Origin of the sequence: Pedobacter sp. KACC 23697 (genome assembly GCF_045348445.1) — a bacterium.
GTDB lineage: Bacteria > Bacteroidota > Bacteroidia > Sphingobacteriales > Sphingobacteriaceae > Pedobacter.
Genome location: NZ_CP157485.1, coordinates 1,490,585 through 1,505,715, shown reverse-complemented (window position 1 = coordinate 1,505,715; position 15,131 = coordinate 1,490,585). Strand labels below are relative to the sequence as shown.

The window sequence follows — 15,131 nt, the reverse complement described above, 5'->3', positions numbered from 1 at the left end:
ATTGGTGTAAAATCTTATCGGCCGGGAACGGTGGTGTTATTGGGCTTTTTATTAGCAGGTTATTAAATTGAGAGATCATATTAGAAAGCACAAAGACGTAACAGATGATAAAAGTATATTTTCTGACCGGGAACGAACCAATATTCTGCGCAAGGGCGAACAATGGTTAATTTTATTTTTGCTCAAAAGAGTACCCCGCTGGGCTACGCCAAATATCATGACAGGCATCGGCCTATTAGGATCATCAATCGTGTTTTCGGCGTTTATTTTAGCTCATTTCTATTCGCGGAACTATTTACTGATCGGTATTCCAGGCCTTTTTACCAACTGGCTTGGCGATTCACTTGATGGCAGATTAGCTTACTACCGGAAGATAGCCCGAAAATGGTATGGATTTGCATTGGATATTGTGATGGACTGGCTGAGTATTATTCTCATCGGGTTTGGCTATTATTTTTACGCCAGCGGAACAACACAGGTTTTTGCTTTTTTATTCGTGGTGTTATATGGCTGGTCGATGATTATTAGTCAACTCCGCTATAAAATAACCGGTTTTTATCAAATCGATTCAGGGCATTTGGGACCAACAGAGTTACGGGTAATTATTTCAATTATTCTTATTACTGAAACGTTTATTATAGGTAGCATCACCTATTTTGCCATTGCCACAATCCTTTTGTTATTGATAATCAATAGTATAGACACTTTAAAGCTTTTAAAGGCAGGTGATGCTAAAGACCGGGAGGAAAAAGAATGATCAATTGGGCATCTGTTAAGCTTTTTCTCAAAGCTCAGGTATCGGCTTTTTCTGGCGGTGTTACCGATTATGGATTAATGGTACTGCTCACTGAGTGGTTTCACATTCACTTTACCATTTCTATTTTAATTTCCGGAACCCTGGGTGGCATTGTTAATTTTTGCATTAACCGTTTTTGGGCTTTTAAAAGCATTGACGGGTATCACAGCTCTACCAGTGGCCAACTCATTCGTTTTTTCACGGTAGTTCTGGGCAGTATTTCATTAAAATCATCAGGTACCTATTTATTGCATCAAAGCTTAAACGTAGATTATAAAATCGGCAGACTTTTAATTGATAGTATCGTTTCTTACGGCTTTAATTATCCGCTAATGAAATATTGGGTATTTAAAATTAATAGTCTTCGTAATGATGAAGCTGATGAAGAAGATTACTTTGAAACAATTGGCGAAGAACAAAGGGTTTAGGGGCTTTCTTCTATCCTGACGGTATATGGTGAAATATAATTTCTTCTATCAAAATACATTAACAAACGTTTGCGCTTTAGCTCCATATTGTTTTAGCTTCGTTCACTCTATTTTCATTAATTTTCTTAATAATCTCTTCAAATTCCGATTGTTTTGCCGTGTACTTATTTAGTAAATCGATCTGATTTAAGCCCCTCACCAGGTTGTGTTTAGGATAATTCGTTTTATAATAGATATCTCCATTTAAGAAATCGCTAATAAACCTTACCGCCTGCATGTAAATCATAAATTTACCCGAATAGATAAAGAACTGTTTTTCAGTGAAGGTCAAAACCTGGTCCATTTCTTCCATGTAGCCTTTATATATTGCAGCAAAAACATCCTCTCTAATGACGATTTTATTCAAGTCACTTTCTTCTTCATTGGCTGCGGAGAGATAGGTTCGCATCATATCGCCCACATCACTGATAAAGTATCCGGGCATTACCGTATCCAAATCGATTACGCATAAACCTACGCCGGTTTCGGCCTGTAACAAAACATTGCTTATTTTGGTATCGTGATGCACCACCCGCAAATAAAGTGCGCCGCTACTCACCAGCTGCGCATACTGTGCTTCTATATTATCATGCCTGATGATCTCCTCTATCGCAAACTTTGCCTCTTTAATCTTTTCGTTACCAGCTTTTGCTAATGCTTTTTTAAACTGCACTACACGTAAGGGCAGGTTATGAAAATCTTCAATGGTGGGTTTTAATTTTTGTACATCGAAGGCGCGGAGCATCCTGGTGAATTGACCAAACTGTTTGGCTGCCTGATAGGCCTGTTCAGGCTGTTGTACAAAATCAACTGAGCAAGAATGCGCTACGAATGGAAAAATCCTGTAAAAATGATTGTTGACTACTACAAAATCATCTCCATTTAAGGCCTTAATGGGTGCAATAAACAAATATCCGGCAGCAGTTTGATCCAGATATGCTTTTATTGCCCTGATATTTTGAGCAATATGTTGAGGATGATGGAAAACTGCTTTATTTACCTCCTGCAAGATATAGGCTGAGCCTTCATGGCAAACTTTCCAGGTATGGTTAATTAAACCTGAGCCAAAGGGTTCAATTTTACACTTTTCTGCGCGAAGTCCGTAAGTACCTAAAACTGCCTGAAACATAAGATGGTATTATATATTTGAATAAAAATTATTCCAGGCAAACCATCTGATCAACCTGAATAAATCTGCGTATTAAAATATGCGGGTAAGCCATAAGCAATACCCGCAACCGAGACTAAAAACCGCTATCGTCTAAAGCGAAAGTATTTTTTCGGTCTTTCCATTTTCCTTTGGTAAAATCCGGGAATTTCTGTGGCATATTCCCCTCTTTTAAAGATTTTGTAGAAAGTGGGCTAATCACACTCATGGTTACCGAGTCGTACACATCGATTGGTGTTTGTCTTTTCTGTTTTACTGCCTGGATAAATCCATTAAATACAAACCAGTCCATACCGCCGTGACCTGCGCCTACTGCTTCTGCTTCATATTTTTTCCAAAGCGGATGATCATATTTGGCAAACCATTCCTGAGCAGGATCCCATACATCATCTTTCTTTGATTGGTGATCGATATAAACCGATTTGTTTACATCCATCCAGAGTCCTTTTGTTCCCTGCACCCTGAAACCGAGTGAATACGGACGTGGCAAATGCGTATCATGACTTAACAAAACGGTTTCGCCATTTGCACAATTGATCATGGTAGTAGTCACATCGCCATTTTTATAATTGATTTTGGCATTGGGGTGGCCCGGCGACATTTCTTCTACATAAGCGGCCAAACCTTTGGCTTTAGAACTGAACGATACCAGACTGGTAAAACGATTCCCCCTATTGATATTGGCATATTGCATGATCGGACCAGCTCCATGCGTTGGATATAAATCACCATCCTGATCGATATTAAATTGGGTACGCCATTGCGCCTCGCTCAAGGCTTTAGGTCCAAACTCTACCCCACCACCATAATAATCTTTACCATTGTTGAACAGTACGTTTCTTAAGTTATGTTGGTAGCCGCCCTCAAGGTGTAACAATTCGCCAAAAAGTCCCTGCCTAACCATATTTAAAGCCGCCATTACATCTCTACGGTAACAAACGTTTTCTAAAGTCATGTAAGGCATACCTGTTTTTTCAGAGGTATTTACAATATCCCAGTGATCTTCTACAGTTAAACCTGCAATGACTTCGCAGCCAACATATTTACCCGCTTTCATGGCATCAACAGCCTGGTCGCGGTGAAACTGCCATGGTGTTGCAATAATTACGGCGTCAATATCTTTACGGTTTAAAAGTTTTTTATAAGCATCTAAGCCTCCGGTATATTCTGTTGCCGCAGGCCTGCCCTTTTTAGCGATAAAATTACGACAAATTTTAAGTGAGCTTTCCTGGGTATCGCAAATGGCAACAATTTCTACATCATCTCTCAAGGCCCCTTCAGAAATATGACTCATTCCACGTGCGCCTACCCCGATATAACCTAGTCTTACTTTTCCACTGTCTGATGATGCAAATAAACTTCCGGTTGGCAGGATGGTTAAACCCGCAGCCGTAAATGTGCCATTTTTGATAAATTCTCTACGTTCCATTGGTGTTTTTTGGTTTTGTTGATTTGTATTTTTAAAAGTAACACAAGCTATTGGGGATTACAAGATCAATTACCGCGCAAACGATTGACTAACCTGTTATAAGCCATTTTATCAGCGACAGCATTTTACAATTTTTGTAAAAATGCCCTTTCCATTCACCTTCCTTAGCAGAATGGATTAGGGAAAATTTTGGGAATAAATCTTATTTTTCCGCAAAAGGCACCATCTATAATCCAGGTTTGTGCCTTTATATATAAATTTTCCTGATCAAACCTGGTAAAGCAATGAGTAATAAAGGCAATGCTACTATAAAGCCTCCAATTACCGCTATAGCCAGTGGCTGATGCAATTGTGCACCTGCGCCAATACCTAAAGCCAGGGGCATTAAGGCAATAATCGCCCCAAGGGCTGTCATTAACTTCGGCCTTAACCGTGTAGAGATGGCGAAGGTTATCGCATCATCAACATTTTGTTCCACAAGCGATTCTTTAAACTGTAAAAAGGTAAATATGGCATTCTCGCCGATAATGCCTACAATCATAATCAATCCGGTATAACTGCCTAAATTGAGTGGTGTATGGGTTAAAAACAAGGCTAAATAACTTCCGGAAATACCCAGAACAGAGATTAATAAAATGAGGAAGGCAATTTTAAAATCCTTAAAAAGAAACAAAATTACACTAAACACCAATAAACCTGAGGCGATCAGAATGGTAAGCAGTTCAGAAAAAGATTGCTGCTGTTCTTTATATGCGCCACCATATTCGATATGATAACCCGATGGCAGGTTTATACTGGCATTTATGGTTTTCTTTAAATCCTTCATTACACTGCCCAGATCGCGGTTATCCAATCTTGCCGTAACTACACCAATGGTCTGCAAATTTTCTCTTTCTACTTCGGCATTCCCTGCTTTAAGATCAACCCTGGCCATCTGCTGTATAGGCACTGCAGTTCCACTGGGTAAGAAAATTTTAAGCTTGTTGATATCGGCCACGCTAAAGGTCCTGCTTCCGGGATAAACCATGCGGATGGGTGAAAGTTGTTGCTTATCATATAAATCGCCAATTAAAGTTCCCTGCATGGCGGTTTGGAGCTGCGATTGAAAGGATGCGGGACTCACACCGTACTGTGCCAGCATGTTAAAATCAGGCTGAATATTTACAGTTGGCCCTGAATGTACAATGCCATCAAACACATCGGCGGTACCACCAACATGTGCAACCAGATCGGCTATCTTTTTAGCCAAAACCTGCAGTTTTTCCTGGTCGTTGCCAAAAATTTTCACCTCTATGGGTTTGGTCGTGCTCATTAAATCGCCCAACATATCACCAATTACCTGCCCGAAATCAATGGTTAAGGCGGGTTGTGTATTTTCGATGTGCTTACGGATCTCCGAAATCACCTCATCTGTACTTTTGGTACGGTTATGTTTCAGTTGAATCAGATAATCGCCGGTATTGGGTTCGGTGATAAAAAACCCCATCTGCGTTCCCGTTCTTCGCGAATAAGCTTCAACCTCGGGGATTTTAACGATTTCCTTTTCTACTTCTTTTAGCATTCTATCGGTTTCCTCGAGCGAAGTCCCTGGAGGCGAAGCATAATCCAACACAATACTCCCCTCGTCCATTTCAGGGAGAAATCCGGTTTCTAATCTTGGGAAAATCAATATAACCGATGTGATCAGTATCAGTATAAATGCAATGGTTATATAAGGTCGTTGAATAAAGTAAGGGACCCAATTTTGCGATTTGACCTCGTGTACGGTTAGCTTTTTACCGGAGGCCGCGTGGCTGCCCCCTTTTCGGGTAAGTAAAAGATAAATTACGGGTAAACCGATCCAGGTCACAAAGAAAGAACAAACCAGTGTAATAATCATGGTATTGGTCATTACCTGGAAATAAGCACCCGCAACACCGGTCATCAATACAAATGGAATAAAAATCACTATCGTACTAATTGATGAACCAAGCATAGCCGGAAAAAGATAGCCAACGGCTTTACTCAACAACCGCATAGTCAGTTCTTCCGGATGCTCTTCGTGTGCACGGTGAATTTGCTCGACCACGACGATGGCGTCGTCGATAATTAAACCGATAGCAGCGGCAATAGCACCGAGTGTCATGATATTTAGCGAATAACCAATAAAATAAAGGACGATTACGGTTAAACAAAGTGTGATGGGTATGGTAATTAAAATGGTAATACTTGCCTTGAGCGATCGAAGAAAAATAATGGCGACCAGAATAGCCAATGCCAAACCAATTAATAAACTATCGCGTACACTTTTTACCGATTCGTTAACAAAATCGGCTTGTATATAATATGGTTTTATACTTACGCCGGCAGGCAGGATATGTTTCAGTTGCTCCACTTTGGTAAACATTTCGTTAGAAAGATCGACCAGGTTGGCATTAGGCTGTTTAATTACTGCAATCAGGATACCGTCTTTACCATTGGCATTGATGCGGGTATATTCTACGCTTTGCTGAATATTGACTTTTGCCACATCCATTACCCTGATTATCCGGTTACTTTTTCTAATCAATACCAGATTTTCCAGATCGCTTTTGTTTTTTACCGTGGCATCAGTGACAGACAGGTAGAGGTAGTTATGATCGGCCAGGTAGCCATTGGATTTTATAAAATTGGTTTGGCTGAGTGCAGTGCTGATCTGATCTGGAGTGATAGCCAGCGTCTGCATTTTTTGTACATCAAGTTCCAGCCAGTATTCCTTGCTCTTACCACCTATTACGCGGATTTCGGAAACTCCATCAACCTGCGAAAGAAAAGGTTTTACGGTATAAGTGGCGATTTTTTTCAGTTCAACTGATGAGTAATTATGGCTTTCTAAACTATATCCACTTACCGGAAGGATAGAAGGATTCATTTTTTCTACCGAGATATTAACCCCTGCCGGCAATGAAGCACTAATTTTAGCAATCTGCGATTCTATGCGCTGCTGACTGAGATCGATATCGGCGCCGGGATTCATAAATGCAGAAAGCTCGCAACTGCCCCTGCTGGTGGTACTCCTTACCAACTGAAGATCGGGCACTTGTTTTACCGCATTTTCTAAAGGACGGGTTACGGTAACCACCATCTTATCAACCGGCTGTAATTCTGCATCGGCAATGATTTTAATCTTTGGAAATGTAATTTCAGGAAAAAGCCCTGTTTTTAGCTGGTTAAAGGAATATATGCCGCCCACCAGGATCATGAGCAACACGGCCAGGATAGGGTTTTTATGGGAAATGAAAAACTTATTCATGGCTATTTCTGGATTTTGACTTTAGCCGTATCAGCAATTCCATAATTTCCGGTTATAATGATCCGGTCGGTCTTCGAAAATTTCGGATCAAGCACTTCAATGGTATTCTGGTTTTCGATGCCTTTTTTCACATTGATTTTTACGGCTGTTGAATCATTAATGAGTTTCATTACCCAAAACTCATCTTCAGTTTCGTTAGCCAATATGGCCGATTTTGGCAATACCTGGGCCTGTGCATGCTTCATTTTGGTTAACCTCACCTTTGCAATCAAACCTTCCGGAATATCTTGAGCTGAACCCACTTTAAGAATGTAACGTTGGGTCTGTGCCGACGAATCTACCGCAGCCATCGTGCCTGAAACTGTTCCGGTCATTTTGGTTCCATCTGGTAAAAAAATATCCACATTGTTGTTCTGATTGATCAGGTGATGATATTCGTAAGGTAAATCGAGGAGAAAAACAAGACTATTTCTGTTGCTAATGGTGGCCAAAGCTTCTCCATCCTGCACATAATCTCCTTTTTGATGGTTTACCTGGATAATTGTCCCGGCCTGATCGGCTCTAATACTGGAGATACCTGAAAATTTAAAGCCGGCATCGAGCTTATTCACGCTATTGCCAATCGATTTTGCCTCCTTGGTAATTAAACTAAATAATAGCTGATGGCTGCTTACCTGCTTACCCAATACGGCCCGGGTATTTTCTACATAACCATTGATGTTTGCCTTTACAAAACTTTTCTCCAGATAGGCTGACACTGCCGAAAGCTCCACATATTCTGCCAGTGCACTATCGCGTATAGTAGTTACCTGAACGGGAGTAATTGGCGAAGGCTCATCCTGATTATCTGCAGGGGCTGAATGGTTACACCCCGTAAAAACAAACCATATGGCGATAGGTCCACAACACAATTTTATTATTTTTTTCATGGTTATCGGTTCCAGTAATTTAATTGATTGATTAGTTTTAATCGGTTAATATTGGTTTGCCTCAACAGGTTCTGAGCTGCCATGTAGTTATTGATTGCAATTACAAAATCAGCAACCTTCAGGTCACCGGTATGCATCAGTTTGCTATCTACCTCTATCAAACCTTTACTTAAACGGATCTGCTCTTCAATTTTCGGAAAAAGTGCATCAGTCTGGTTAATCTGTTGACGAATAAGCTGCAATTGTTGCTGCTGTTGCCGGGTAAAAAAGTCACGGTATCCTGAGGTTGTTTTAGCGGCTAAACTGAGCTTTTCGTACTGCTTCTTTTTCTGATGTCCATCGTAAATGGGAACAGAGAAAGTGAAACCTACACTGGTGCCAAAATTTTTGTAGGGCTGAAGCGCAAATGAAGAATTATAACCACCGTTTGCATACACGCTTAATTTGGGATGGTAATTAAACTGTACTGCGTTTCTTTGATTGATGTTTTTTAAACTGTCAATATCGAAACGTTTATTAAAAAAAACCTGATCAGTAATATTAAAGTCAGCCTGTAATTTTGGATCGGCTAACTTAACCGGGATCGTATCTGCAAGGCCAGCCAGATAGTTTAAAGTGGCAAAATCATTTTTGAATTGCAATTCAGCTTGTTTAAGCACCAATTGCTGCTGTTGCAGCGTCACCAGAAAGGTTAAATATTCAGATTGCCTGTAAATGTTGCTCCGGGTTAGTTTTTTAAGTAATACTTCTTCCGTTTCTAGCAGTTTAACCACTTCGAGGTTAAAACCAACCTGTTCCTGGCTGGCATAAGCTGAAATATATTGATCGATTACGGCTCTTTGCAAATCGTATAAGGATAGCTGGCTTGCATATTTGATGGAATCGCTCTGAATTTTAATACTTTGGAGCTGATTGTTGATCCGCTTTTTATTTAGCAGATCATAATTTACATTAAGTAAAGCTTCCAGCGCCTGTCCGTTGGTAAGCACCTCATCATAACCGTAACCACGAACAGTGGGTGCGTACATGCCCGTAGAACTGGCCGTAAGCTGTGCCCCTGCCGTAGCACGGATAATCAGACTATCTATGCCAACAGCACGCTGCTGGTTTTGATAATCTTTAAGCAGCGGACTAACCGATTCAGCCTGTTTCAGATAATAATCGAGATTTTTAGAGGCTGTTTGCGCAGAAGCGCCCGTTACACAAAAAGTGATCAAGCCTAAAACCAGGTATTTAATCCTTACATTCATGGTGTGACTTCAATTCAAAAAATATAGAAAATATTAAAATCTGCCCGAAAGCATTAACCCCGTATTCCCTTGCTGATGAAAGGGCATGAAAGTAAAATTTCCTTCTTTTTTGGTGGTAAAAAGGCTTTTGATGTAGGGATACACCAGATAAGATATTTTTGTAGCAGCAATCCCGAATCCGGCACCTGCCACCACATCGCTAAACCAATGTTTATTGTTATACATCCGCAATGTTCCGGTGGCCGTGGCCACAAAATAACCAGCATAACCTATCCACGGGTTAACATCTTTGTACTCCTGGTGCAGAAATTCTGCGGCCATAAATGCAGAGGCGGTGTGTCCTGAAGGAAAAGAATTTGTCCCCGACCCATCAGGCCGTTCTCTACCCACGCCCTGTTTCACAAAATGGGTAGAAACACCCATAATGGCAGCTGATGTAGCATATAACATGGAAGCATCAAACAAATTGTGTTTACCTTTTATGCCCGATAAATTAAGCGCATAAACCGCTGCAGCAGGCGCAAACTGCATGTAATCATCAACATGAGCTGCAAATAAAGGATGATCTTCCTGTAATTCTGCCCGGGTACTCACATCCAGCTGTTTTAATGCGCTATGATCGTAAACCGCTGCAAAACCATAGCCGGCAAGTAAAACAGGCGCAATAAATGCGGTTGCCTGAAATCTTTTTTTCGGAATCGGATTACCCGCATACCGTCTCCCCAACGAATCTGCAGGAACATTTTTAAGCGAATCTGCACCTTGGATCGACTGAATAATGGTAATGGCATAAGTTTGACCGGTATAAATTACCATTATCAACAGCATTCCTAAAAACCTTTTCATCGTATAAATTTTAATCAAAACTATGATCGAATTATGGAGAAATTCTGAAGATATGGGTGGAGGCAAACTATTTTCTAATCTGGGTTCGATTAATAATGTGCTTTAATTTGGGTTCTTTGGTAATTTTGCATGAACGGCCCTCACCCTGAACTTGTTTCAGGGTCTTTATAGCAAGGCGGTTTAACAAGAAAGATGCTGAAATAAATTCAGCATGACGAAACGGCTAGCAATTTGTCCTAATAAAGTATATTAATTTTTAAGTATTAGTCGAACGCTGGCTTCTAAATCAGATTTGCAACAGGTAATTTGACAGCGGCTCTGTCATTCATATTGATTTTATCAAATAAATTATGCCTCAGGAAGAAAATTCTACATTAAAACAGACTTTAAAAGTATGCCCGCCGTTTTCTTCCTGATAATCAATGCGAAAATTATAGAGATTACAGATCTGTTTAGTTATGGCCAAACCTAGTCCCATGCCATCAGAATCCTTAGCTTTAGAAAAGCGATCGAAAATTTTTGTTTGAACCTGATGAGGTTTTCCTGAATTGGAAATACTTAAGCTGCGTTGATCTAGTTTGATAAAAATGTACCCACCGGTTACATTATGCCGTACTGCATTGCTGAAAAGATTGTTCAACAGCATGTCTGCCAGATAGCGGCTCATGGTAACCTCAACTGGGGAAAGATCTGCGGTCAGGATCAGGCTACTTTTATCCAATAATTCCTGGAACTGACGGGCTTTAACTTCTACCATTTCTTTAAGTTCGAGCTGCTGAAGATCGGGAATCAGGTTGTTTTCAATTTTGGCCAACAATAGTAATGACTGATGTAATCTTGATAATTTGCCTGTGGCGTGATAAATGTCTTCTAATAATGCGCCCTGTTGCGCGGTAAACGATTCTGTTTGCAGTAAAGAGTCCAGTTTAGAATTAATTACGGCTAGTGGGGTCATCATTTCGTGCGAGGCATTATCGGTAAAACTTTTAAGTTCCTTATAATCCTGCCTCACCTTTTCGGCCATGGCGTTTACAGATTTATTTAGCTCGTTAAACTCATCAATTTTGGTTGGTTCCTGCTCAATGGCATCCATTCGCGCCACTTCGAAAGCTTTCATCCCATTTAGAATAGCATAAAAAGGTCGCCAGAGTCTGTTCAATACAAATCGGTTAATCAGCAATAAGGATACCAGCAAAACAACTGTAATTGCAAGTGTTATCAAGAGAATGATCCTGATCAGGTTTTCGGATTCTACCCTCGATTTGGTTATGGTTACTGCTATGGCTTTACCATTTACATGTACAACGGTAACGAGGCTTCGTGCAGGCTCATTTTCGCGCTCCTTTGGGTTAAAGTAAATCGTATTCAGAAACTTTCTCTCTGAATTAATCCCGTTTAGGGTTTGATATGATATCTGCTGATCGAGATAGCTTGCCGGTAAAGGGAGTTTATGATAGGTATTGATGTATTGATTAATTTCATTCTCTTCCACGACTAAATCCCGGTCTAATTTTTCGGTCAGGATAAAATGGATGACAACATAGTAAACAAACCCAGTGATGATAAGCACCACAATAGAGGTTAAAATATTAGCCCGGTTGTAACGGTTGGAAAGTTTCATACATCGCCAAATTTATAGCCAATTCCATAAACAGAACGAAGATAATCTGCAGCGCCTGCTTCAACCAATTTTTTACGGAGATTTTTAACGTGTGTATAAATAAAGTCGAAATCATCTGAGAGGTCCATTTCATCGCCCCATAAATGCTCTGCCATCGCATTTTTAGTCACCACTTTATTACGGTTAGAAAGAAAATACACCAACAGATCGAATTCTTTTTTGGTGAGTATAACCTGATTGCCTTTAACGGTAATTTTCATTGCCGAAACATCGACAGTGATCTCGTTAAAAAGAATCTCATCATTGCCATCAAAATTCTTCCGGCGTATAATAGCACTTACGCGTGCTTTAAGCTCTGACAGATGAAAAGGTTTAACCAGATAGTCATCTGCACCAAGGTCTAATCCTGTTAGTTTATCGTCTAAAGAGTGACGCGCAGAAATAATTAATACCCCATCTCTTTTTTTTAGCTGTTTAAGCCTGGTTAAAAGCTCCAGCCCTTCCCCACCGGGCAGGCCTAAATCCAATAGAATACAATCATAACTATAAAGTGATATTTTTTCATTGGCAGCGGCAAAATCTGAAGCATACTCGCAAATATTCCCTTCGCCCGTAAAATAAGCCAAAATACTCTCTAATAAAGCGGGTTCATCTTCAATGACTAAAATTTTCATTGGTTAATTATTTCGTTATACATAAAGTAATCATTTAAACCTGAAAATTAAAAATACCATTAAAATTCTGGAAAATTAATGTATCTGCTTCCCGGTAAATACGCCATATTATCTGCTAATCCTGAAGGAAAACTGTAGTATAAAACACTTTTTTGGCCCTAATATATAGTAAATTATGGATGCATCATTTAGCCAGATAGGCCCGAAATAAATTCCGGGTGACGCCAACTGAACAGTTGATCATGCTGCATTTACTTCATCGCTTGATTTTAAGCATTCCGTAATATATTTTTTCATTAAAACAACATGCAAATACCTGATATACAAATAAAAATATCCAGAAATCAGGTTAATATAAATCAGTTTTATTTAATTAGGTAACAGGAAAAGATAATCTTCAAACAGCGACTTATCACATTTTAGATTAAAATGAGATTAAAAAACTATTAAAGTATATGGCTTTAATAATATCTTTAAGCCTAACCAAACCTTCAGGATTTCTTCAGAATTGAAAACTACCTTCGCCCATTGCTTAACAACTGGCAAGTAAAATTCAAATTTTGGATCCATCATTAACTATGAGCATTAAAGAAAAAACCAATAAGTTACTAAACCACAGATTTGGACCAGTTTTTTTAGTTACCGTACTATTGTGCAGTATTTCGCTGATCACCAGAGTGGCCCTCTTAATTTATAGTGCATCTGCTATTGATTGGTCGATACTTAATCTCGTTAAAATTCTCTTTATTGGCCTATTTTATGATCTTGCAGCGGCATCTTTCGCCATCATTCCGATTGTAATTTACCTATGGCTGCTGCCTTCCAAATGGTATGCCAGCAAATTTAACAGGGTATTATTGTTCATTTACTTTTTCTTTGTTGTTTTTACGCTTATTTTCAATGCCATTTCAGAATGGTTCTTTTGGGAAGAATTTTCGGTCCGTTATAATTTTATAGCGGTCGATTACCTGGTTTACACCACAGAAGTTATTGGAAATATCCGCCAATCGTACCCGATCAACAGTATTATGGCAGGTCTGGTTATCGTGACTTTGTTAATTGTTTATTTGTTACGAAAACCGATTACCCTCTCTACCACCAATACAACAGGTTTTGGTAAACGGAGTAAAACTGCCCTTGCTCTTTTATGCCTGCCTGTACTTACCTATTTTGGTGTGAGCCACAAACTAAAGTACCTGAGCAAAAACCAATATGTAAATGAACTTTCGGGCAATGGAATGTATGATTTTGGATTTGCTTTTTGGAATAATCAGCTGGACTACAACACTTTCTATAAAACATTACCGATCAAAAAAGCGGAAAGCATTCTGAGTAATTTGCTGCAACAAGATTCAGCTGCAAGAGGTGTATTTAAAAATACCTCCAGAAACATCAGCAGCACGGGGACAGCAAACAAGATGAATGTGGTACTGATTAGTGTAGAAAGTTTAAGCGCTGAATTTTTAGGTGCATTTGGCAATACGCAACATATTACGCCACAACTCGATTCGCTTGCCAAAGAAGGTTTGCTCTTCGATAATTTATATGCATCCGGAACGCGTACCGTACGGGGTTTAGAGGCGTTGTCGCTTTGTATTCCGCCAACACCCGGCCAGTCCATTGTAAAACGACCTGACAATAAAAACCTGTTTACTTTAGGCAGCATATTTCGTTCAAAAGGCTACAACAGCAGGTTTATTTACGGGGGTTATGGATATTTTGATAACATGAACGAGTTTTTTTCTAATAATGGTTATCAGGTAACGGATAGAAGTGCACTTCAGGATTCAGAAATCCATTATTCGAATATCTGGGGTGTGGCAGATGAAGACTTATTTACGCTTTCATTACGCGAGCTGGATAAAGACTATCAGAACAAAAAACCTTTTTTCGCGCAGATTATGACGGTTTCAAACCACCGTCCTTACACTTATCCTGAAGGCAGAATTGATATTCCCTCGCATACAGGCAGAGAAGGTGCAGTTAAATATACTGATTACGCCATTGGTAAGTTTATACGCGAGGCGAAGCAAAAACCCTGGTTTTCCAATACCTTATTTGTTATCGTTGCCGATCATTGTGCTTCAAGCGCGGGTAAAGTAGAATTACCGGTTGATAAATACCATATTCCAATGATTTTTTACAGCCCGGGGCACATTACGCCAGGTAAATTCGAAAAACTCACCGCACAGATTGATATTGGTCCGACTATCCTGGGTTACCTGAATTTCAGTTATGACAGCAAGTTTTTTGGTCAGGATGTGTTTAAAATGAAAGATAGTGATGAAAGGGCTTTCATTAGCACTTACCAAAGTTTGGGCTATATTAAAAACAAAACCCTGGTGATCTTGAATCCGAATAAAAAAGCGGCGACGTATATGCCCGATTTTACCACCGGAGGCGCTGTAGCCATACCAGCAAACCAGACATTGATAGATGAGGCGATATCCAATTACCAAATGGCTTCGTACCTCTACCAAAATGGATTATATGGTTTTGAGTCTAACAAGAACCCCCAATAAATTTAACCAATAGCATAATATCAGCTGCAGCCCGTTTATTAAAACCAACTGACTGCAGCTTATCAGACTTGTGCGCTCCATTTTTTTTTGCTAATTAGGCGATATTAAGATACATGACAGGATAGTTTTCTACAAAATCAGCAATGATGTGTCTGGCA

The 15,131-nt window shown here is 39.7% G+C and carries 11 protein-coding genes; 3 read left to right on the top strand and 8 right to left on the bottom strand.

What is annotated here, in order from left to right; genetic code table 11:
• Positions 1 to 67 precede the first annotated feature (67 nt).
• Together ABEG20_RS05750 and ABEG20_RS05745 are read left to right on the top strand one after the other, a co-directional pair.
• Positions 68 to 757 (top strand): CDP-alcohol phosphatidyltransferase, encoded by a 690-nt coding sequence (locus ABEG20_RS05750; RefSeq protein WP_406826432.1) that lies wholly within the window; start codon positions 68 to 70, stop codon positions 755 to 757.
• Positions 754 to 1,224 carry a GtrA family protein gene (locus ABEG20_RS05745; protein ID WP_406826431.1) on the top strand — a complete coding sequence of 157 codons (471 nt, stop codon included), beginning with the start codon at positions 754 to 756 and terminating at the stop codon, positions 1,222 to 1,224. The genes ABEG20_RS05750 and ABEG20_RS05745 overlap by 4 nt, the downstream gene beginning before the upstream one ends.
• 76 nt (positions 1,225 to 1,300) lie before the next feature.
• On the opposite strand, the gene ABEG20_RS05740 is transcribed toward ABEG20_RS05745, so the two are convergent.
• The 8 genes from ABEG20_RS05740 to ABEG20_RS05705 all read right to left on the bottom strand — a co-directional run bounded on the left by ABEG20_RS05740 (position 1,301) and on the right by ABEG20_RS05705 (position 12,451).
• A complete protein-coding gene (locus tag ABEG20_RS05740; RefSeq protein ID WP_406826430.1) occupies positions 1,301 to 2,392 on the bottom strand; it encodes a phosphotransferase enzyme family protein in 1,092 nt (363 codons plus the stop codon).
• Between the two features lie 115 nt (positions 2,393 to 2,507).
• Positions 2,508 to 3,860: a Gfo/Idh/MocA family protein gene (locus ABEG20_RS05735; RefSeq protein ID WP_406826429.1), complete on the bottom strand. Its 1,353-nt coding sequence runs from the start codon at positions 3,858 to 3,860 to the stop codon at positions 2,508 to 2,510.
• Between the two features lie 247 nt (positions 3,861 to 4,107).
• On the bottom strand, positions 4,108 to 7,131 hold the full coding sequence (locus tag ABEG20_RS05730) for an efflux RND transporter permease subunit (RefSeq protein WP_406826428.1): 3,024 nt from the start codon (positions 7,129 to 7,131) through the stop codon (positions 4,108 to 4,110).
• A 2-nt stretch (positions 7,132 to 7,133) separates the two neighbouring features.
• The gene (locus tag ABEG20_RS05725; RefSeq protein WP_406826427.1) at positions 7,134 to 8,060 is read right to left on the bottom strand and encodes an efflux RND transporter periplasmic adaptor subunit; all 927 of its coding nucleotides are present in this window, start codon (positions 8,058 to 8,060) and stop codon (positions 7,134 to 7,136) included.
• A 2-nt stretch (positions 8,061 to 8,062) separates the two neighbouring features.
• Positions 8,063 to 9,310, bottom strand: a complete 1,248-nt coding sequence (locus ABEG20_RS05720; RefSeq protein WP_406826426.1) for a TolC family protein — start codon at positions 9,308 to 9,310, stop codon at positions 8,063 to 8,065.
• A 33-nt stretch (positions 9,311 to 9,343) separates the two neighbouring features.
• Complete coding sequence (locus ABEG20_RS05715; protein ID WP_406826425.1) at positions 9,344 to 10,156, bottom strand: phosphatase PAP2 family protein; 813 nt, start codon at positions 10,154 to 10,156, stop codon at positions 9,344 to 9,346.
• Between the two features lie 355 nt (positions 10,157 to 10,511).
• Entirely contained in the window at positions 10,512 to 11,777 is a 1,266-nt protein-coding gene (locus ABEG20_RS05710) for a sensor histidine kinase (protein ID WP_406826424.1), read from the bottom strand.
• Positions 11,774 to 12,451 (bottom strand): response regulator transcription factor, encoded by a 678-nt coding sequence (locus ABEG20_RS05705; protein ID WP_406826423.1) that lies wholly within the window; start codon positions 12,449 to 12,451, stop codon positions 11,774 to 11,776. The genes ABEG20_RS05710 and ABEG20_RS05705 overlap by 4 nt, the downstream gene beginning before the upstream one ends.
• Positions 12,452 to 13,029: 578 nt before the next feature.
• Here ABEG20_RS05705 and ABEG20_RS05700 point away from each other — a divergent pair.
• Positions 13,030 to 14,973 (top strand): LTA synthase family protein, encoded by a 1,944-nt coding sequence (locus ABEG20_RS05700; protein WP_406826422.1) that lies wholly within the window; start codon positions 13,030 to 13,032, stop codon positions 14,971 to 14,973.
• The last annotated feature ends 158 nt before the right edge of the window (positions 14,974 to 15,131 follow it).